We start from the raw sequence: 19432 nt of genomic DNA on the forward strand, positions 1-19432 counted from the left end.
GGGCGGCCGCCCATAATAATAGTACGGCCGTTCTATTTTGCGGTGCAATGAATGGACGGTAAAAATGGCGATACGAAAAGGCGAACAAACCCGTGCGGCGATTCTGGATGCTGCGTTGGCCCTGGCGAGCCGGGATGGGCTCGAGGGGTTGACGATCGGTCTGCTGGCCGAGCGCATGCAGATGAGTAAGAGCGGTGTGTTCGCGCACTTCGGTTCGCGCGAGGATTTGCAAGTTGAGGTGATCCGGGAATACCACCAGCGCTTCGAACAGGAAGTGTTCTTCCCGGCGATCCGGGAGCCGCGCGGGTTGCCGCGCCTTAGGGCGCTGGTTGGCCGATGGATGGAGAAGCGGATCCAAGAGGTCACCACGGGTTGCATCTACATCAGTGGTGCCGTCGAGTACGATGATCGAGCCGCCAGCGCCGTGCGCGAGGAACTCGCACGCAGCGTCAGTACTTGGCGCGGCACGCTGATCCGTGCCATCTTGCAAGCCAAGGATGAAGGGCATCTGCGTGCAGACACCGACCCGCGGCTAATGCTGTTCGAGTTGTACAGCGTGACGCTCGGGCTGCACCACGATGCGCGTTTCCTGCGCTTGCCGGATGCGGTCGAGGTCGCGTGGCGGGTGCTCGACAAAGTTTTTGTATCGTATCAAAGCGACGCTGGTCGCTGACGCGGGCAGAGCACTCCGCGCATCGCCGGTGCCTTAGTCAAAACGGAGAGAGTCATGGGACAGTACGCCGCACCGTTGCGCGATATGCAATTCGTGTTGCACGAATTGCTGAACGTCGAAGCCGAACTGAAGCAACTGCCTAAGCACGCGGATCTGGATGCCGATACGATCAATGCGGTGCTGCAGGAGGCGGGCAAGTTCTGCTCCGAGGTCCTGTTTCCGTTGAACCAGGTTGGCGACCAGCAGGGTTGCACGTACGTCGGCGACGGCGTGGTGACCACGCCCGAGGGCTTCAAGCAAGCGTACCAGCAGTATGTCGAGGCCGGATGGCCGGCGCTAGGCTGCGATCCGGCCTATGGCGGCCAGGGCTTGCCCGCGTTCGTGAACAACGCGCTGTACGAGATGCTCAATTCGGCGAACCAAGCATGGACCATGTATCCTGGCCTGTCGCACGGCGCGTATGAATGCCTGCACGCGCACGGCACGCCCGAGCTTCAGCAGCAGTACCTGCCAAAGCTGGTATCCGGTCAATGGACCGGCACGATGTGCCTGACCGAGCCGCATTGCGGCACCGACCTCGGGATCCTACGCACGCGGGCCGAGCCCAACGGCGACGGTTCGTACTCGATCACCGGCACGAAAATCTTCATTTCGAGTGGCGAGCACGACCTCGCCGACAACATCGTCCACCTGGTGCTCGCGCGGTTGCCGGACGCGCCGGCGGGGACCAAGGGCATTTCATTGTTCATCGTGCCCAAGTTCATCCCGGACGACAACGGCGAGCCTGGGCAGCGCAACGGCGTCAAGTGTGGCTCGATCGAGCACAAGATGGGTATCCATGGCAATGCGACGTGTGTAATTAACCTGGATGATGCCAAGGGCTGGATGGTCGGCGAGCCGAACAAGGGCTTGAATGCGATGTTCGTGATGATGAATGCGGCGCGGCTTGGCGTGGGCATGCAAGGCCTGGGGCTGACCGAGGTCGCGTACCAGAACTCGCTCGCCTACGCAAGGCAGCGGCTGCAGATGCGCTCGCTCAGCGGTCCGAAAGCGCCGGACAAAGCGGCCGATCCGATCATCGTACACCCAGATGTGCGGCGCATGTTGTTGACGCAGAAGGCCTATGTCGAGGCGGGTCGCGCGTTCACGTACTGGGCGGCTTTGCAGATCGACAAAGAGCTGTCGCACGAGGACGAGGCGGTGCGTCGGGATGCGGCCGACCTGGTGGCGTTGCTCACACCGGTCATCAAGGCGTTCCTGACCGACAACGCGTTCGAGGCGACCAACAACGCCATGCAGGTGTTTGGCGGCCATGGCTATATCGCTGAATGGGGCATGGAGCAATATGTGCGCGATGCGCGTATCAACATGATCTACGAAGGCACCAACACGATTCAGTCGCTGGACCTGTTGGGGCGCAAGGTGCTCGGCGACATGGGCGCGAAGCTGAAGAAGTTTGGCAAGCTCGTGCAGGATTTTGTCGAGGCCGAGGGCATCAACCCCGACATGCAGGAGTTCGTCAATCCGCTGGCGGATATCGGCGAGAAGGTACAGAAGCTGACGATGGAAATCGGCATGAAGGCGATGCAGAGCCCGGACGAAGTCGGCGCCGCGGCGGTACCGTACCTGCGCACGGTCGGGCATTTCGTGTTCTCGTACTTCTGGGCGCGCATGGCCCGTCTGGCGCTGGACAAGCAGGGTAGCGGTGACCCATTCTACCGGTCCAAGCTCGCGACCGCGCGGTTCTACTTCGCGAAGCTGTTGCCCGAGACGGCTTTCACGATCCGCGCTGCGCGTGCCGGCGCCAAGCCGCTGACCGAGATCGACGAAGCGCTGTTTTAATGGGTGGGAGCAGGCTCTAATTGGAGAGACACGTGAGCAATCTGATCATTCGCAAGGTGGCGGTGCTGGGCGCCGGCGTGATGGGCGCGCAAATCGCGGCGCACCTGATCAACGCGAAGGTGCCGGTGCTGCTGTTCGACCTGCCCGCGAAGGAGGGGCCCAAGAACGGCATCGCGCTCAACGCGATTGAGCACCTGAAAAAGCTGTCGCCGGCGCCGCTCGGCGTGAAGGGCGATGCCGCGCATATCGTTGCCGCCAACTACGAGGACGATCTGGACAAGCTGCGCGAGTGCGACCTGGTGATCGAGGCGATCGCCGAGCGCATGGACTGGAAGCACGATTTATACAAGAAGGTGTCCCCGTATATCGGCGAGAAGGCGATCTTCGCGACCAATACGTCGGGGCTGTCGATTATCCGGCTCTCGGAAGGCTTGTCCGATGACCTGAAAGCGCGCTTTTGCGGCGTGCACTTTTTCAATCCACCGCGGTACATGCATCTGGTCGAATTGATTCCGACCGAGCATACGCGCCCGGAGGTACTTGATCAACTCGAGACCGTGCTCACCAGCGTGGTCGGCAAGGGCGTGGTGCGTGCCAAGGACACACCAAACTTCATTGCGAACCGTGTTGGCATCTTCTCGATCCTCGCGGTGATCGCCGAGGCAGCCAAGTTCGGACTGCGCTTTGACGAAGTCGATGACCTGACCGGCTCACGGCTAGGCCGCGCAAAGTCGGCCACGTTCCGTACCGCCGACGTGGTTGGCCTGGATACGATGGCGCACGTCATTAAGACGATGCAGGACAACCTGGCCGACGATCCGTTCTTCCCGGTTTACCAGACACCGCCGGTGCTCGCCGCGCTGGTGGCCAAGGGAGCGCTCGGACAAAAGAGCGGCGCAGGGTTCTATAAGAAGGAAGGCAAGGCCATCAAGGTGCTGGACGCGAAGACCGGCGAGTACGTGGACAGTGGCGCCAAGGCCGACGAGCTGGTCGCCCGCATCTTAAAGCGTGCGCCCGCTGAGCGGCTGAAGCTGTTGCGCGAGTCCACGCATCCGCAGGCGCAATTCCTGTGGTCGATCTTCCGTGATGTGTACCACTATATTGCCGTGCACCTTGAATCGATCGCCGATAACGCGCGCGACGTCGACTTGGCGATCCGCTGGGGCTTTGGTTGGAACGAGGGGCCGTTCGAAGGGTGGCAGGCCGCCGGCTGGAAGCAGGTTGCCCAATGGGTCCAGGAAGACATCCGCGCCGGCAAGGCATTGGCCGACGTGGTGCTGCCGGCATGGGTGCTGGACGGCCCTGTTGGGGAGCAGGGCGGCGTGCATACCGCGCAGGGCTCGTGGTCGCCGGCGCGGCGCACGTTCGTGCCGCGTAGCACGCTGCCGGTCTACCGCAAGCAGGTGTTCCGTGCATCGCTGGTTGGCGAGGCCAGCAACGATCCGCGCACGTATGGCAAGACGGTGTTCGAGACCGACGTGGTGCGCGCATGGGTCGACGAGCGGGCCGGCGAGGACGACGTGCTGATTCTGTCGTTCAAGTCGAAGATGAATACGATCGGGCCGAGTGTGATCGACGGAATCACGCAGGCGATCGACGTTGCTGAACAGCAATACAAGGCGCTGGTGATCTGGCAGCCGACGTCGCTGAAGCTCGGCGCGCCGGGCGGCCCGTTCTCCGCTGGCGCAAATCTTGAGGAAGCGATGCCCGCGTTCATGATGGGTGGCGCCCAGGGCATTGAGCCATTCGTGCAAAAATTCCAGCAGGGCATGCTGCGTGTGAAGTACGCGAATGTGCCGGTGATATCGGCCGCGTCGGGCATTGCGCTGGGAGGCGGTTGTGAACTGCTGCTGCATAGCGCTAAGCGCGTCGCCCACGTGGAGACCTATATCGGGCTGGTCGAGGTCGGCGTGGGGCTGGTGCCGGCCGGCGGCGGGCTCAAGGAGGCGGCGCTGCGCGCGGCTCAGGCCGCAACTGATGCGGGAGCGACGGGCAATCTGCTGCAGTTCCTGCAAAAGCCTTTCGAGGCAGCGGCGATGGCGAAAGTGTCGTCGTCCGCGCACGAGGCGCGCACGCTGGGTTATCTGAAGCCGTCTGACACGATTGTCTTTAATGTGCACGAATTGCTCGACACCGCAAAGAACGAAGCACGCGCGCTGGCAGCGGCCGGCTATCGCCCGCCGCTGCCAGCCAACGCGATTCCGGTGGCGGGACGTTCGGCAATTTCAACCATCAAGGCGTCGTTGGTCAACATGCGCGATGGACGCTTTATCAGCGAACATGATTTCCTGATCGCCTGCCGCATCGCCGAGGTAATCTGCGGTGGGGACGTTGAAGCAGGCAGTACTGTTGATGAGGCGTGGCTGCTCGCGCTCGAGCGCCGTGCGTTCGTTGCGCTGCTCGGCACGCAGAAGACGCAGGAACGGATCATGGGCATGCTGCAGACCGGCAAGCCGGTGCGCAATTAACGCGGCCCGACAAGGAGTCTTGAGATGAGCAAACAAGTGCAAGATGCCTACATCGTCGCGGCTAGCCGCACGCCGATTGGCAAGGCGCCGCGCGGTGCTTTGCGCCATACGCGCCCTGACGAGTTGCTGACTCACGCGATCCGCTCGGCCCTCGCGCAGGTGCCAGCACTCGATACGAAGCTGATCGAGGATGCCATCGTCGGCTGTGCGATCCCGGAGGCGGAGCAGGGCCTGAACGTCGCGCGCATCGGCGCGCTGCTGGCAGGCCTACCGCCCAGCGTCGGCGGCGTTACGGTGAATCGCTTTTGCGCGTCCGGCATGACCGCGTTGGCGATGGCGGCCGATCGCATCCGTGTCGGCGAAGCGGAGGTGATGCTCGCCGGCGGCTGCGAGTCGATGAGCATGGTGCCGATAATGGGCAACAAGCCTTCGTTGCCGCCACCTATCTTCGATGCCGACGAGAATATAGGCATTGCCTATGGAATGGGGCTGACCGCCGAGCGTGTGGCACAGCGCTGGGAAGTGTCACGCGAGGCGCAGGATGAGTTCTCGCTGCGCTCGCACCAAAAGGCGTTGGCCGCTCAGCAGGCGGGCGAATTTGCCGACGAAATTGCGCCGTACACGGTGACGGACCGCATGCCGGATCTGGCGAGTGGCCGGATCGTCGTGAACCCACGTGAGATCGCGCTGGACGAAGGGCCTCGTGCCGACACGACGCTGGAAGGGCTCGGCAAGCTCAAAGCCGTGTTCGCGAACAAGGGCACGGTGACGGCCGGCAACAGCTCGCAGACCTCGGATGGCGCCGGTGCGCTGGTCGTGGTGTCGGAGAAGATCCTCAAGCAATTCAACCTCACACCGCTGGCGCGCTTCGTGAGCTTTGCGGTGCGCGGCGTGCCGCCGGAGATCATGGGCATCGGCCCAAAGGAAGCCATTCCGGCCGCGCTGAAGGCCGCCGGCCTGGCACTGCAGGACATTGACTGGATCGAACTGAACGAGGCGTTTGCCGCGCAGGCGCTGGCGGTGATTGGTGATCTGGGGCTTGACCCGGCCAAGGTGAACCCGCTGGGTGGCGCGATCGCGTTGGGTCACCCGTTGGGCGCCACGGGGGCGATCCGCGCCGCTACGGTCGTGCACGGGCTGCGTCGGCGCAAGCAAAAGTACGGCATGGTGACGATGTGCGTTGGTACTGGCATGGGGGCTGCCGGTATCCTCGAACGGGTATAACGCACGCCGATGCGTCGGGATGTATACCTGGCGCGACGCCTCAACGGCTCGACTGCTCGTGAGCAGCGTTGTTGCGCGAGCCATTTATTCGCCACTCACGTGCCGGGTTGCCCTACCCCCGTGCCGCGTGCGATCGGTCCACCGAGGAGACATCGGACGATGGATATCGTAATTAAACGCGAGCGCGGCGTGCTGACTCTCCAGTTGAATCGGCCGGATAAGAAAAATGCGATGACTGCCGTGATGTACCAGTCGATGGCCGACGCGCTCGCCCAGGCTCGCGACGATGCATCGGTGCGTGCGATCCTGATTCGCGGCCATGACGGGGTGTTTTGCGCAGGCAACGACCTGGAGGACTTCATGCAGCGGCCGCCGTCCGGGCCGGATGCCCCGGTGCTCCAGTTCCTGCAGCAGATCAGTACGGCGGCCAAGCCGATCGTCGCCGCCGTGTCGGGCCCGGCGGTTGGCATCGGCACGACGCTGCTGCTGCATTGCGATCTTGTTTATGCGGCCGACGATGCGCGCTTCTCGCTGCCGTTCACGCAGCTCGGGCTGTGTCCCGAGGCGGCGTCGAGCCTATTGCTGCCGCGCTTGGCCGGCTACCAGCGCGCCGCGCAGAAGCTGCTGCTTGGTGAGCCGTTCGATGCGCATGAAGCTCAAGCGATCGGTATCGTGAGTCAGGTCCTGCCGCTCGCACAGTTGCACGAATTCGTGCTGGCGCAGGCGACCAAGCTAGTAGCGTTGCCCGCGTCGTCGCTGCGTGTGACCAAGATGTTGCTCAAGCGCGACGCGCAGGCGCAGGTCGTGCAACGCATTGCCGAGGAGGCGGAGCAATTCGGCCGGATGCTGCGTTCACCCGAGGCGCGCGAAGCAATGAGCGCGTTCCTGCAAAAGCGTAAGCCGGACTTCTCGCCATTCGAGTGACTGCCACGCCGCACGAACGCCGGACAATGGGCTGCGATGTCGCGCGGCGCCGCCACGGTTCCTCGCCGGCCGTGCTCATCTAGCGGGGCGGTGCCGGCGCGCTGTACTCGACGTAGCCGGATTCGCGACAAAAACTGACCAGTCGGATGCCGGCTTTGGCCGCGATTGACACGGCGAGCGCGGTCGGCGCGGAGATCGTCGCCACCATCGGCACGCTCACGCGCGCGCATTTGCGCACCAGTTCATAGCTGGCTCGACTCGACAGGAACACAAAGCCGTCGCGCATGTCCTCGCGCGCGAGCACGAGTTGTCCGATCAGCTTGTCCAGCGCATTGTGCCTGCCGACATCCTCGAACGCATAGCGGATCGTGCCGTGGGCATCGCACCACGAGGCCGCGTGCACGCCGCCGCATGCCTGCATTAGCGGCTGGTGTGCTGGTAATTCCCGCACCGCGCACGCGAGCGCATCCGTGGCCAGACGCTGCAGGAAACCGGTATGCTCGACGCGCTCCGGCTCTAGGTCGAGCAATTGCACGCTCTCGATGCCGCACACGCCGCAACCGGTCCGCCCGGCCAGGGCACGGCGTCTGTCCTTCAGTGACGCGAACGCGTGCTGCACCAGCGTGAGCTGCACCTGCGCGTAGCCCTCATCGTACATCAGTACCTCAATGTCATGGATTTCGCTGCCTGACGATACGATTCCCTCAGTCAGCGCAAAGCCGACTGCGAACAAATCCAAGTCCCGCGGCGTGCACATCATCACAGCGTGCGAAATCCCGTTAAATACCAGCGCCACCGGTACTTCGTCGGCGACGACATCGTGCTCTACCCGCCGCCCGCCCGCTGCCGTGCGCAGTACGGGGCGCTCCAGCAAGCCGGATTTTCCGGTATCAGCGTCGATGTCGACCCCGTTGCGGGAAATCGGGCCTGTATTGGTGTTGGCGTCGGGGTTGGTGCTGTCGGGGCTAGAGCTAGTGTCAGTGCCAGTAGTATTGGCAGTGCCAGCGATATTGGTACTGGCACCAGGGTCGGCGTCTGGGCCGTGCGGGTGGGCGGCGCGAGGCTCGGTATGCAAAGGCATGGGGAGCAATGAAGGGATGACGATTCGATCGTCCTACAATACCTGAAAAACGCACGATGCTGGCTGCATGCGATGCATCTGCGGTCGGCCTGCCGATGTTCCGTGCTATTCACCACCTTTTTTGGGCGCTCACGACCATGCCGTTGCTCGATACTCCGTTGCTGCTCGACTTTGAGGTTTCATCGTGTGAAAACCTTACGTACATCCCGCTGGCGGTCCGCTACAACCTGGACCGCTTCGGCGTGCGTATCTCGCTGACGCAATGGCAGACATTGCCGCATGCGGATCGCGTGCTATTGGCGTGTTTTCCGCTGGACGATGATCCGCAGATTGAGCGCCGCTTTGACCAGGCGCTTGCCGAGATGCTGCGTACCCACCTAAACGCCGAGCCGTCCGTGCAGGCGCCAGACGTGTCGCCCGCATGGCAGCGTACCGACGCGGTGCCCGACGAGTTGCGCAGGCAATGCTCACTGGCTGGGGTGACCCCAGTCAGTGTCGCCCGCTGGGCCACACTGCCGCGGTTTCACCGATATGTGCTGACCAAGCTGTCACGAAGGCCGGTGGCGAACCACGATTTCGTGCCTGCGATGAAGTCCTTCGGCCTGATCTGACTGATCATGTCGGGCAACCTGGGGATGCCGTTTAACGCAAAGCGGGGCAACGCCGGCTAGCGCAGGCTTAGGCCACACGGGTTAGCGCAACTCGGCCAATGCCGTCCTGCGTAACCCGGGCAAGGCTGCTGAGCCGCATAAGGCGCTTCACTTTAAATCGGCGTACTAATAGGGTGATGTGTCAACATGGTCGCATGCCTACTGCCCAAAAGACCCCATTGATACGACTCAAGCTAATATCGCCAGAGGCCGCGGTGTCAGAGCTGGTCTGAATGCAACATCGGCCTGTCATTGCTGCCCAGGCAGGTCAATGCCTTCTCTATCCGCCAAAAATTTTGCCATTTTTGTTCATCACTGCGCTGATCCGCCCGCTTTTAGCTAGCCTGCTACGCAGCATCGCTTTGCGTTGCGTCTTTCTCACTTCTTGCTGAGCTTGCCGATGGACTTCGATTTAAACGCCGCTTTGAACAACACGCAGAGCGCCATTTATGCGATGGACGAACAAGCCCGCCCGCAGGCCACGGCTGCACCGCCTACGAGTGTGAAACGATTGGCAAGTCCCGTATCCGATACACCGCTAAAAAAGCCAAAAACGCACACTGCGCTGCCGGATGAAGTGATGTTGAATATTGCGGATCATCTGTCGTTTGCCGATCTTGCCGCGTTTTCACAAGTGAACAAACGCACTTATCATCTGATGGAGGAGAGGCGATGGGCCGCACGTTGCGGCGAGCAAACGTCCAAGGTCTCCAACCTCGCGTCGTGGCAACAGTTGATTGATGACATCGAGCGTATTCAGGCTGAACCGGGCCTGCGGGCCGAACCCTTCATCACACTGTCAAACCGATTACCGTGTTTACCCTACGAGCAGCAAAGCGAGGCTTTTGAACGGCTGTTCGCAGCAGCCGACCGCCTGCCAGAGCAAAGTCTTCAAATACAAAAAAAGATGCTTACCGGGCCCACCATGCGTCGCATTCACCCCCGCCAGCGGGCCAGGATATTTGATTTTGCCTATGCGATGGCCGAGAGACGGCGACCCGATCAAGACAATTTTTGGCCTGAACTGGCCCATGCGCTTTGGAGTATAAAGCTAGACCTATCAATCGCATCAAGGCAATCAAGCGAATATCAGGGGTACGTCGCAAGGTATCAGGCACTGCTCAACCAGCTCGCACACCTGGACTCGTTTCAGAAAGCCGAACTCGTTTCACGGTTGACTAATCAACTGAACGCGAGAATTTTTTTTCGTGGTGGAGGCAGTGTTTCCTCAGCCTATGCGATATTGCAGCAGCAGACATTATCGTTGCCTGCATCCGTTCAAGGCGCACCGGTCGGCACGTTGGCCGCCGCTGTAGAAACGCTGCCCGAGGCGGAGCGTGCAGCACGCTATGCAGAAATGCGACACTTGGCACTCTCGCTTCCGGATGAGCAACTGGGCATTGCGTTGCCCGGTTTTGCAGCCGGGTTGAGTAGCGTGCCACTCGAGCGACGCACGCCCGAATTTCAACGACTGGCGTTTGCGCTGCCGCGTGTGCCGCCTACCCAGCGCGTCCAAGTCGCAACTGATCTGCTGAAGCACACACCAGAGTTGGACGATGCGCTGTCAAAGCAGGTGTGGCGGCATGCGCTGCAATTGCTCGATGGCAGCAGCGACACGGCATTATCAGAGGTTCTTAGCAAGTCGCATATTTTGTTGTACGGTACGAAATTGCAATGGGAATATGTTATTGACGAACTTCAAGCTTTTATGGATCGGAACCGCTACACTGAGCAAGCTCGTGCCACACAACTCGAGAGTATTCATTCTATTCTCTCGATTACTTCTCGATGGCGGGGAGTTTGTGGTCAGAACATTCGACTCCATCAGCGGTTTCGGCGTTAGACAGCCGGTTTAACTTTCTTTTCAGCTTGCGTCACTAACCTCAATGTAGCCGACTTTGCATGTCGGCTTTGCCTCGATAGACAAGCTGTACGCGCTTCAAGGTTACCGGCGCAGCGGATCAATTGGCTCGCGTCATCTTCGTCTTGCTTGGACTAAATTGTTGATACGGCACGCCTGCGCTGTTCGCAAGCGGCAGGCCTCAGCCGAGCGGCGGCAATACGCGCGGACGGCGTTGCGAATCGGTCGCGACGTAGGTCAGCGTCGCTTCGGTAACCTTAACGGTCTCGCCGGCCAGGCCCATACGTTGTGCATAGACCGACACGTCAACAGTGATCGATGTGCGGCCGGTGCGGATGATATCTGTATAGAAGCTGAGCAGGTCGCCGACGAACACCGGCTGCTTGAAGACAAACGAATTGACCGCGACCGTGACGACGCGGCCGTTCGCCCGCCGCGATGCCGGGATTGAACCGGCGATGTCAACCTGAGCCATGATCCAGCCGCCGAACACGTCGCCATGCACATTTGCATCGTGAGGCTGCGGCACGACGCGTAGCGCCACCGGTTTGTCATGAGGCAATTCAGTCAGGAAAGTGGTCATGAGCGGTTCCTGTGTATTGGTGGGCCGGCCGACGAGCCAGTCAGTGGTGGATGTCGATGCCAGGCCGGCGCATCGTGCGGCCTTCTGCGAGAATAGGAGCCCATTATTTTACCGGCAATCGATCCGCGATGCGCTGCTATGCCGCCGCTGAGCCGCCGCCGGCCGATCCCGTATTCGCTGCTGGTGCTGGGGTGTTTCATTGTCAAGTATGAGGTGGACTACTATTCGGCTTCTCAGGCGCACGGGGTCTGGCGTGCTGGTTCGGCGGGCCAGGCCCAGCGCATTGAGTTCGGCATGCTGAGCCCTAGCACTAAGTCCGGCTTGCGATTAGGCGCGCATGGCCGCATGCGACCGGCTATTGCGTCGCGTGCAGCACCTCGCCGCGTTGCGAGCCCGTGTGCGCACGATTGCCCGGCACTGCCTAAGCGATCCACTCGCCGCGCAGCGTGAGCACCAGCGTGAAGGCGCAGGCCGCCAACATACCGAAGGCGGCAAAACCCATCTGATAGCTGCCAGTGCTTTCCTTGGCCATGCCCATGACGACTGGCAGGTAGAACCCGCCGATGCCTCCGGCCGCGCCGACAATGCCTGACAGTAGCCCAGTGCGTCCGGCCCAGCGACGCGGCACCAATTGGAAGGTTGCGCCGTTGCCTAACCCGAATGCGACATATAGACATAGCAGCAGCGCGATGCCGCTAGCCAACGGCGGCATCGTCGCGGCAAACAGCAGATCGGTGCAGCCGATGACCGCGAGCAGGACGAGCAATGTTCGCACGCCGCTCACGCGGTCGGCAACCAAACCGCCGATTGGGCGCACGATGGCACCGACCGCCGCCAGCAGCGACATGAATAAGCCGGCCTCGAGCTTGGGCAGTGCGTACAGGTCCGTGAGTAGCAGCGTCACGTAGGATGACATGCCGACAAAGCCACCAAAGGTGATGCTGTAGACCAGCATGATCACCCAGGTGTCGCGCTCGGCCAGCACGGCGCGGTAGCGTTGCGGCAGCACCGCGATCGCAAGCAGTGCGCCGGCCAGCGGCAACAGCAATGTGCCGGTTGTGCCGGAGCCGAGCATGCCGGCATGCACCAGTTGCACCAGCGCGATGAGTCCCACCAGCGTGATGGCGAAGCTGCTCGCTGCGCGAGCTGTGCTGCCTGACTTGATGCTGCTGTCCTTGGCCCAGAAGAACAGTGCCAGGCCGGCCAGCGCCAGCAGTGGCAACGCGCCGAGCGTGGCAGCCTGCCAGCCCGCGTGCGTGGCCAATTGCGGGAGCAAGAACCCGTCGAGCACCGCACCGATATTGCCGGCGGCAGCCAGCCCGAGCACGAGCCCCTGCACGCGCGGCGGATAGTTGCTGCCAGCCATCGGCAGCGCGACCGCGAAGCTCGCTCCGCCTACGCCCAGGAATACGCCTAGCACCAGCAGCAACGTGTACGAAGGCACGCCCGGATAGGCCGGCAGCACGATGGTCGGGATTGCTGATAAGGCCACTGCGGCCAGCGCAATTACTCGGCCATTTGTGCACTGGTACAGGTTACCCAATGTCACGCGCAGGATGGCGGCCGACAACACCGGCACGGCGACCAGGAAGCTTTGTTCCGCGGGTGTCATGGTCAGGCTTTTGTTGATGAACGGTGCGAGCGGGCCGAACAGTACCCAAACGGTGAAGCCAGTATCAAGATAAAGAAAGCAGGCCACCAGCGCGCGCCAGTCGCCGCTTCGGAGCAAGCCGAGCAGGTTTTTCATCGAGATATGCCTCGCTGAGCAGATGGTGAGGAGTAACGGCATCGCGTCGTGTTGTTCGCTGGGCGGCGCAACGTGCGATGTGCCCCGGTTTTCCCCTCGACCGACGCGTTACCGCAACGACCGTGCCATTACTTTACGGTGCGGCATGCCGGCATCGTGCGCTGGCCGGCACGCTTTCGCAGCGCCGCCGCGCCGGTGATGTGTGCCGCCGAACATGACAGCAGCCGTGGAACAATTTGTGCGTAAAATGCATTAATTGGGGAATTGTCGCGTCGGCACTGTACGGTACGTTGTCGGTTGCTGCGTAGTCGCTGGCGGCATGACGGGCGCTAAACGCTACCATGGAGGCTGCGCGCTGCGCCGTGGCTGTCATCTGGTGCGGCGCAGCGCGGTGCCGTACGGTCCGACGCGTGGGTGCAGCGCGGTGCGGGGATGGCCAATGGAGTCGTTGCATGGAATTGAAATGGCTGGAAGACTTTGTGTCGCTGGCCGAGACGCGAAGTTTCAGCCGCTCAGCCGAACTGCGGCATGTGACGCAGCCTGCGTTTTCGCGGCGCATTCAGGCGTTGGAGGCTTGGCTTGGCACCGAGCTGATCGATCGTTCAGTGTACCCGACGCGGCTCACGCAAGCCGGACAGGTATTCTACGAGCAGGCGCTGACGATGCTGTCCCAGTTTCACGAAGCCCGTACCGTATTGCGCGGCCACGGGCGCGCGCCGGCTGCGACGATTGAGTTTGCCGTGCCGCATACGTTGTCGTTGACCTTCTTTCCGCGCTGGTTGGACAGGATCGAGAAGCATACCGGGCGGGTCAATGTGCGGCTGCGTGCGTTGAACGTGCACGATGCGGTACTGTCGCTGGTGGAGGGCGGTTGCGACTTGGTGATGGGCTATCATCATCCAAGTCATCCTGTTGCGCTGGACCCCGCGCGCTACGACATGCTCGTGCTGGGAATTGAGCCGATTAGCCCGTTCGCCGCGACCACGCGTAGCGGCCGTGCGCGTTTTACGCTGCCAGGCACGAAGGATGCACCGGTTCCCTACTTGTCGTATACGCCGAGTGCCTATCTAGGGCGGATGACGGAGACGATTATCGGCACTGCGCCGGTTCCGTTGTACCTAGATAAAGTGTACGAGACCGACATGGCCGAGGGGCTCAAGGCGATGACGCTGGCGGGTCACGGCGTCGCCTTCCTGCCGCACAGCGCGGTGGAGGACGCGGTGGCGGCCGAGCGCCTCGTGCGGCTCGACCGGCCGGCGCGGGGCGTGACGGCTGACCGGTTTACGCTCGCGATGGAGATCCGGTTGTATCGCGACAAGCTAGCGTCGCACAGGGACGAAGCGCGCGGCGAGCTGGTGGATACGGTGTGGCGCCTGGCGGCTGGGCTGGCTGTCGGCGCGTAACCAGCTGCGGGCTTCGGGCGCTGGTCTCTGGCTCTGGGCGCTAGCTTCAGCCGCTGTCGCCGGCCGCCGAGCGTCGACGGTGCGGCCGATTCCGAAGACAGCGATGCCACGGCGAGTTACTGGCGCGCTGCGTGCGCCGCCGCACGTTATGCAAGGAAAGCATAGAGCATGATAATTCGGCATTGGATTTAGTCGTGCCGCTTTTTCACAATGGCGGCCATCTTGACCGAAGAGGACCATTCATGTCCGCGCAGCAAACTGTTTCGAACGATTCACCGATGCCTTCCAAGCACGCCTTGCCTTCCTATTTACATGCCGATTCGCTCGGTCCGTGGGGCTCCTACCTGCAGCAAATCGATCGTGTTGCGCCGCACCTGGGCTCGCTTTCACGCTGGATCGAGACGCTCAAGCGTCCCAAGCGCATCCTGGTCGTCGATGTGCCGATCGAGATGGACGACGGTACGATCGCGCATTTTGAAGGCTACCGGGTTCAGCACAACACATCGCGCGGGCCCGGCAAGGGCGGCGTGCGGTATCACCAGGACGTGACGCTGTCCGAGGTGATGGCGCTGTCCGCGTGGATGTCGATCAAGAATGCGGCGGTCAACGTGCCGTATGGCGGCGCGAAGGGCGGTATCCGCGTTGACCCGCGCAAGCTCTCGCGCGGCGAACTCGAGCGAGTCACGCGCCGGTATACGAGCGAAATCGGCATTATCATCGGGCCGAACACCGACATTCCGGCGCCCGACGTCAACACCAATGAGCAGGTGATGGCGTGGATGATGGACACGTACTCGATGAACGTCGGCCAAACGGCGACGGGCGTGGTGACGGGCAAGCCGATCTCGCTGGGTGGATCGCTGGGCCGGCGCGAAGCGACCGGGCGCGGGGTGTTCACCGTCGGTTGCGAGGCAGCACGGCGCATCGGATTGGATATCGCATCGGCGCGCGTCGCGGTGCAGGGATTTGGCAATGTCGGCGGGATCGCCGCGAAGCTGTTCGTCGAGGCGGGCGCGAAAGTGGTCGCGGTCCAGGACCACACCGGCACGCTCTACAAGCCGTCCGGCATCGACGCGCATGCGTTGCTCGAGCATGTTGCGGCGCAAGGCGGCGTAGCCGGCTTCGCCGGCGCAGAGCCGCTCGGCGACGAGGATTTCTGGGGTATCGAGAGCGACATTCTGATTCCCGCTGCGCTCGAAGGCCAGATCAACGAGAAGAACGCATCGCGGATCCGCACGAAGATCGTGGTCGAAGGGGCGAATGGCCCAACTACGCCGCTCGCCGACGATATCCTGCGCGAGAACAACGTGCTGGTGATCCCCGATGTGGTCGCCAACGCTGGCGGCGTCACGGTGTCCTACTTCGAATGGGTGCAGGACTTCTCCAGCTTCTTCTGGACTGAGGACGAGATCAACCATCGGCTGGAGCGCGTGATGCGTGAAGCGTTTGCCAGCGTCTGGCAGGTCGCGCAGGAAAATGACGTGTCCGTGCGCACCGCGGCTTATATCATTGCGTGCAAGCGCATCCTGATGGCGCGCGAGATGCGCGGCCTGTATCCGTGATCCATTGCTAAGTCTCTAAGTCCTATTGCTGCAATTCAGACAGACCGCGTGGCGCGAGCCCGCGGTCTGTCTTTGCATTGGCCGCGCGCGGCGCGATCACCGGCAACGCGGTGGCGGCCTATACGCGAGCCGGCGCGAAGCGATTCACGGAACAACGAACGCAAAAGCTCGTAGATTAGTACTTCAACTCATTACTTTCATAATAATTACTTTGCTAAACTGACACGACTTTTCGCGAAGGAGATCGTGGATGAACATCAAGAAAGCCGCATTCACACTGGCTGCACTGGCCGCCCTTATCGGGGCTGCCCAGGCGCAGGAGACGGAGACGCTGAAGAAAATCAAGGATTCGGGCGTCATGGTGTTGGGGCACCGCGAGTCGTCGATTCCGTTCTCGTACTATGACGAGAAGCAGAACGTCGTGGGTTATTCGCAGGAGTTTGCGCTGAAGATCGTCGAGGCAGTCAAGCATGAACTGAAGACGCCCGATCTGAAGGTTAAGTTGATTCCGATCACGTCGCAAAACCGCATCCCGCTTGTACAGAACGGTACAATCGATATCGAGTGCGGCTCGACCACTAACAACCTGGAGCGGCAGAAGCAGGCGGTGTTCTCGAACACGATTTTCGTGGTCGGCACGCGGCTGATGACTAAGAGGAATTCGGGCATCAAGGACTTCGCTGACCTGAAGGGCAAGACGGTCGTGACCACGGCTGGCACAACGTCCGAACGGTTGCTGCGCAAGATGAACCAGGACCACAACATGGGCATGAACATCGTCAGTGCGAAGGACCATGGCGAGTCATTCTTGACGCTGTCGACCGGCCGTGCCGCCGCGTTCATGATGGATGATGCTCTGCTTGCCGGCGAACGTGCGAAGTCGAGTAATCCGGGCGACTTTGTGATCGTCGGCACCCCGCAAACGCACGAAGCGTACGGCTGCATGATGCGCAAGGACGACCCGGCGTTCAAGAAGGTCGTCGATGCGGCGATCGCGAAGGTCGAGACATCTGGTGAGGCGGCGCAGATCTACAAGAAGTGGTTTGAGTCCCCGATTCCGCCGAAAGGGCTGAACCTAAACTTTCCGTTGTCCGACGACATGAAGGCGCTATTCAAGAATCCGAACGACAAGGCGATGGACTGATCCGCTCGGCCGCATCGTTCACTGACAGGCGTGACTGAAACGGAAGGGATGCTTGCGGGCGCGCCTTCCGTTTCTTTTTGGAGTTGAGTCATGGGTTATCACTGGAATTGGGGCATTTTCATGACCCCGGTTTCGACCGGCGAGCCGACGACCTATCTGGGCTGGCTGATCTCGGGGCTGTGGAATACGGTCGCGGTGTCGTTATGCGCGTGGGTGATCGCGCTGCTCGTCGGCGCGCTGATGGGCGTGTTGCGCACCGTGCCGAACAAATGGCTGTGCGGCATTGGCATGGTCTACGTCGCGGTGTTCCGCAACATCCCGCTGATCGTACAGTTCTTTATCTGGTACTTCGTGCTGCCGGAGATCCTGCCGCCGTCGATCGGCACGTGGTTCAAGCAGTTGCCGCCGGATGCGCAATTCTTCTCGGCATCGATTCTGTGTCTGGGGCTGTTCACGGCGGCCCGAGTCTGCGAGCAGGTGCGCTCGGGCATCAATGCGTTGCCGCGCGGGCAGCGCGCCGCAGGCCTGGCGTTGGGCTTCACGTTGCCGCAGACCTATCGCTATGTGATGCTGCCGGTCGCGTTCCGAATCATCGTGCCGCCGCTGACCTCTGAGTTTCTCAATATTTTTAAGAACTCCGCCGTGGCGTCAACCATCGGTCTGCTGGACCTGTCCGCGCAAGCACGGCAACTGGTTGACTACACTGCGCAGGCGTATGAGTCTTTCATTGCGGTGACGCTCGCTTACGTATTGATCAACCTGGTCGTGATGGGCTGCATGCGCTGGGTCGAGAAAAAGACTCGGCTGCCGGGCTACATTGGAGGCAAATGATGCGTCAGTTCAACTGGTCCGGCATCCCGGATGCGCTGCCGACGCTGTGGACTGGCGCGGTGATGACATTGCAGGTCACCGTGCTGGCGATCGTTGTGGGCATCGTGTGGGGCACGCTGCTCGCGCTCATGCGGCTGTCGGGACTCAAGCCACTCGAATGGTTCGCGCGCGGCTATGTGACCCTGTTCCGCTCGATTCCGCTGGTGATGGTGCTGTTGTGGTTCTTCCTGCTGGTGCCCCAGCTGCTACAGCGGTTGCTGGACGTGTCGCCTGATGTCGATATCCGGCTCGTGTCGGCGATGGTCGCGTTCTCGTTGTTCGAGGCCGCGTATTACTCGGAGATCATCCGGGCCGGCATCCAGGCCGTGCCGCGCGGACAGCTCAGCGCTGCCTCCGCGCTCGGCATGACCTACGGCCAGGGCATGCGGCTGATCGTGTTGCCACAGGCGCTGCGCGCGATGGTGCCGCTGTTGCTGACGCAAGCCATCGTGCTGTTTCAGGACACGTCGCTCGTCTATGTGATCAGCGTCGCGGATTTCTTCCGGACCGCGGCAAACGTCGGTGACCGGGACGGCACGATCGTCGAGATGGTACTGTTCGCGGGCGCCGTGTATTTCGTGATTTGCGCGGTGGCGTCAAGCCTCGTCAAGGGTCTTCAGAAAAAGGTCGCAAGATGATTTCGATCAAGAATGTTTCAAAATGGTATGGGTCCTTCCAGGTGCTGACGGACTGCTCGACCGAGGTCAAGAAAGGCGAGGTGGTAGTCGTGTGCGGCCCGTCGGGCTCGGGCAAGTCGACGTTGATCAAGACGGTCAACGGACTAGAGCCGTTTCAAAAAGGCGAGATCATGATCAATGGGCAATCGGTCAGTGATCCTAAGACAAACTTGTCAAAGCTGCGTGCGAAAGTTGGGATGGTGTTCCAGCATTTCGAGCTGTTTCCGCACCTGTCGATCACCGAGAACCTGACGCTTGCGCAAATCAAGGTACTTGGTCGCTCGAAGGACGAGGCGAGCGCCAAGGGATTGAAGTTGCTCGATCGTGTCGGCCTGAAGGCGCATGCCGACAAGTATCCTGGGCAGTTGTCCGGCGGTCAGCAGCAGCGCGTGGCGATTGCACGCGCTCTGTCGATGGACCCGATCGCGATGCTGTTCGACGAGCCGACCTCGGCGCTCGATCCGGAGATGATCAATGAAGTGCTGGACGTGATGGTCGAGCTAGCGCAGGAAGGCATGACGATGATGTGCGTGACGCACGAAATGGGTTTTGCAAAGAAGGTTGCGCACCGGGTCATCTTCATGGACCGGGGGGTGATCGTTGAGGATGACCGCAAGGAAGACTTCTTTGCGAATCCGAAATCAGATCGCGCGAAGGATTTCCTGGCCAAGATCCTGCATTGACCGTTGCGTCCCCGGCGGTATCTACTGTCCGGGGAGCGGC

The 19432-nt window shown here is 61.5% G+C and carries 16 protein-coding genes; 13 read left to right on the forward strand and 3 right to left on the reverse strand.

The window, feature by feature from the left end; translation table 11 throughout:
* The first annotated feature begins 70 nt into the window (after positions 1-70).
* The 5 genes from RA167_RS02035 (at position 71) to RA167_RS02055 (ending at position 7131) form a co-directional block, all read left to right on the forward strand.
* On the forward strand, positions 71-673 hold the full coding sequence (locus RA167_RS02035; protein WP_076787672.1) for a TetR/AcrR family transcriptional regulator: 603 nt from the start codon (positions 71-73) through the stop codon (positions 671-673).
* Between the two features lie 54 nt (positions 674-727).
* Positions 728-2515: an acyl-CoA dehydrogenase C-terminal domain-containing protein gene (locus RA167_RS02040; RefSeq protein WP_076786074.1), complete on the forward strand. Its 1788-nt coding sequence runs from the start codon at positions 728-730 to the stop codon at positions 2513-2515.
* 32 nt (positions 2516-2547) lie between these two features.
* Positions 2548-4983 carry a 3-hydroxyacyl-CoA dehydrogenase/enoyl-CoA hydratase family protein gene (locus RA167_RS02045; RefSeq protein WP_076786075.1) on the forward strand — a complete coding sequence of 812 codons (2436 nt, stop codon included), beginning with the start codon at positions 2548-2550 and terminating at the stop codon, positions 4981-4983.
* A 24-nt stretch (positions 4984-5007) separates the two neighbouring features.
* Entirely contained in the window at positions 5008-6207 is a 1200-nt protein-coding gene (locus RA167_RS02050; RefSeq protein WP_076786076.1) for an acetyl-CoA C-acyltransferase, read from the forward strand.
* Positions 6208-6366: 159 nt separating this feature from the next.
* On the forward strand, positions 6367-7131 hold the full coding sequence (locus RA167_RS02055; protein WP_076786077.1) for an enoyl-CoA hydratase: 765 nt from the start codon (positions 6367-6369) through the stop codon (positions 7129-7131).
* A 79-nt stretch (positions 7132-7210) separates the two neighbouring features.
* Here the strand turns inward: RA167_RS02055 and fdhD are convergent, their stop codons facing one another.
* Positions 7211-8221, reverse strand: a complete 1011-nt coding sequence (fdhD, locus tag RA167_RS02060; RefSeq protein ID WP_235091217.1) for a formate dehydrogenase accessory sulfurtransferase FdhD — start codon at positions 8219-8221, stop codon at positions 7211-7213.
* A 128-nt stretch (positions 8222-8349) separates the two neighbouring features.
* Between fdhD and RA167_RS02065 the strand changes: the two genes are divergently transcribed.
* Together RA167_RS02065 and RA167_RS02070 are read left to right on the forward strand one after the other, a co-directional pair.
* Complete coding sequence (locus RA167_RS02065; RefSeq protein WP_076787676.1) at positions 8350-8823, forward strand: nitrate reductase associated protein; 474 nt, start codon at positions 8350-8352, stop codon at positions 8821-8823.
* 439 nt (positions 8824-9262) lie between these two features.
* The gene (locus RA167_RS02070; protein ID WP_076786078.1) at positions 9263-10705 is read left to right on the forward strand and encodes an F-box protein; all 1443 of its coding nucleotides are present in this window, start codon (positions 9263-9265) and stop codon (positions 10703-10705) included.
* 199 nt (positions 10706-10904) lie between these two features.
* On the opposite strand, the gene RA167_RS02075 is transcribed toward RA167_RS02070, so the two are convergent.
* Together RA167_RS02075 and RA167_RS02080 are read right to left on the reverse strand one after the other, a co-directional pair.
* The gene (locus tag RA167_RS02075) at positions 10905-11306 is read right to left on the reverse strand and encodes an acyl-CoA thioesterase (protein WP_076786079.1); all 402 of its coding nucleotides are present in this window, start codon (positions 11304-11306) and stop codon (positions 10905-10907) included.
* 421 nt (positions 11307-11727) lie between these two features.
* A complete protein-coding gene (locus tag RA167_RS02080; RefSeq protein ID WP_076786081.1) occupies positions 11728-13053 on the reverse strand; it encodes an MFS transporter in 1326 nt (441 codons plus the stop codon).
* A gap of 452 nt (positions 13054-13505) precedes the next feature.
* On the opposite strand from RA167_RS02080, the gene RA167_RS02085 reads away from it, so the two are divergent.
* The 6 genes from RA167_RS02085 (at position 13506) to RA167_RS02110 (ending at position 19392) form a co-directional block, all read left to right on the forward strand.
* Positions 13506-14456 (forward strand): LysR family transcriptional regulator, encoded by a 951-nt coding sequence (locus RA167_RS02085; protein ID WP_076786082.1) that lies wholly within the window; start codon positions 13506-13508, stop codon positions 14454-14456.
* A 242-nt stretch (positions 14457-14698) separates the two neighbouring features.
* Entirely contained in the window at positions 14699-16018 is a 1320-nt protein-coding gene (locus RA167_RS02090; RefSeq protein ID WP_139337061.1) for a Glu/Leu/Phe/Val family dehydrogenase, read from the forward strand.
* A gap of 250 nt (positions 16019-16268) precedes the next feature.
* The gene (locus RA167_RS02095; protein WP_076786083.1) at positions 16269-17162 is read left to right on the forward strand and encodes a glutamate/aspartate ABC transporter substrate-binding protein; all 894 of its coding nucleotides are present in this window, start codon (positions 16269-16271) and stop codon (positions 17160-17162) included.
* 90 nt (positions 17163-17252) lie between these two features.
* Positions 17253-17993 carry an amino acid ABC transporter permease gene (locus RA167_RS02100; protein WP_076786084.1) on the forward strand — a complete coding sequence of 247 codons (741 nt, stop codon included), beginning with the start codon at positions 17253-17255 and terminating at the stop codon, positions 17991-17993.
* Complete coding sequence (gene gltK / locus RA167_RS02105) at positions 17993-18670, forward strand: glutamate/aspartate ABC transporter permease GltK (protein WP_076787680.1); 678 nt, start codon at positions 17993-17995, stop codon at positions 18668-18670. Before RA167_RS02100 ends, gltK begins: the two co-directional genes overlap by 1 nt.
* Entirely contained in the window at positions 18667-19392 is a 726-nt protein-coding gene (locus tag RA167_RS02110; RefSeq protein WP_076786085.1) for an amino acid ABC transporter ATP-binding protein, read from the forward strand. Before gltK ends, RA167_RS02110 begins: the two co-directional genes overlap by 4 nt.
* The last annotated feature ends 40 nt before the right edge of the window (positions 19393-19432 follow it).

Origin of the sequence: Mycetohabitans endofungorum (assembly GCF_037477895.1) — a bacterium.
Lineage (GTDB): Bacteria > Pseudomonadota > Gammaproteobacteria > Burkholderiales > Burkholderiaceae > Mycetohabitans.

Coding starts and splice junctions, on each gene's coding strand:
- RA167_RS02075 (WP_076786079.1), bottom strand. CDS start 11,306: ATGACCACTTTCCTGACTGAATTGCCTCATGACAAACCGGTGGCGCTA.
- RA167_RS02110 (WP_076786085.1), top strand. CDS start 18,667: ATGATTTCGATCAAGAATGTTTCAAAATGGTATGGGTCCTTCCAGGTG.
- RA167_RS02090 (WP_139337061.1), top strand. CDS start 14,699: ATGTCCGCGCAGCAAACTGTTTCGAACGATTCACCGATGCCTTCCAAG.
- gltK (WP_076787680.1), top strand. CDS start 17,993: ATGCGTCAGTTCAACTGGTCCGGCATCCCGGATGCGCTGCCGACGCTG.
- RA167_RS02095 (WP_076786083.1), top strand. CDS start 16,269: ATGAACATCAAGAAAGCCGCATTCACACTGGCTGCACTGGCCGCCCTT.
- RA167_RS02085 (WP_076786082.1), top strand. CDS start 13,506: ATGGAATTGAAATGGCTGGAAGACTTTGTGTCGCTGGCCGAGACGCGA.
- RA167_RS02055 (WP_076786077.1), top strand. CDS start 6,367: ATGGATATCGTAATTAAACGCGAGCGCGGCGTGCTGACTCTCCAGTTG.
- RA167_RS02070 (WP_076786078.1), top strand. CDS start 9,263: ATGGACTTCGATTTAAACGCCGCTTTGAACAACACGCAGAGCGCCATT.
- RA167_RS02040 (WP_076786074.1), top strand. CDS start 728: ATGGGACAGTACGCCGCACCGTTGCGCGATATGCAATTCGTGTTGCAC.
- RA167_RS02050 (WP_076786076.1), top strand. CDS start 5,008: ATGAGCAAACAAGTGCAAGATGCCTACATCGTCGCGGCTAGCCGCACG.
- RA167_RS02100 (WP_076786084.1), top strand. CDS start 17,253: ATGGGTTATCACTGGAATTGGGGCATTTTCATGACCCCGGTTTCGACC.
- RA167_RS02080 (WP_076786081.1), bottom strand. CDS start 13,053: ATGAAAAACCTGCTCGGCTTGCTCCGAAGCGGCGACTGGCGCGCGCTG.
- RA167_RS02065 (WP_076787676.1), top strand. CDS start 8,350: ATGCCGTTGCTCGATACTCCGTTGCTGCTCGACTTTGAGGTTTCATCG.